This is a genomic window from Campylobacter sp. BCW_4323 (assembly GCF_001763115.1).
Lineage (GTDB): Bacteria > Campylobacterota > Campylobacteria > Campylobacterales > Campylobacteraceae > Campylobacter_D > Campylobacter_D jejuni.
This window is the reverse complement of the sequence record NZ_MJYC01000086.1, coordinates 1,068-1,463: the sequence shown is the minus strand read 5'-3', so window position 1 is coordinate 1,463 and position 396 is coordinate 1,068. Positions and strand designations below refer to the sequence as shown.

Annotated in this window: 1 pseudogene; it reads left to right on the top strand. The window is 32.6% G+C overall.

The annotated features are described in order from the left end of the window. Window positions 1–396 (top strand): annotated as a pseudogene (locus AJN60_RS09835) (hypothetical protein); the annotation flags it as partial.

Here is a 396-nt window from a genome sequence, read left to right as displayed (position 1 = left end):
TATTAAAGCAGGCAATGATGCAATCCATATAGATGGAAGTAAAAATGGTATTGAGGGTGAAGGTATTGAAGTTAAAGAAGGGGGTAGATTAGAAGGTGGTAATGCAGGTATTTATATAGGCGGTGGTAAGCAAGTAAATACTAGTATCAATGTATCTGGAACTATCCAAGGTGGTAATGGGGGTATTATAAATACTGGAACCATTGGACAAAAAGATGCAGAAGTTCAAACTCACGGAATCACTATTGAAAATGAAGGTCTTATTGCTTCGGCAAAAGGAAGCGGTATTTTAAATACTGACAATGGAATTATTTATGGTAATATTTTCAATAAAAGTAATAATAATTTAAGTTTAAAAAATGATTCTGATGCGACTATTACAAGTGGTATTAAAAA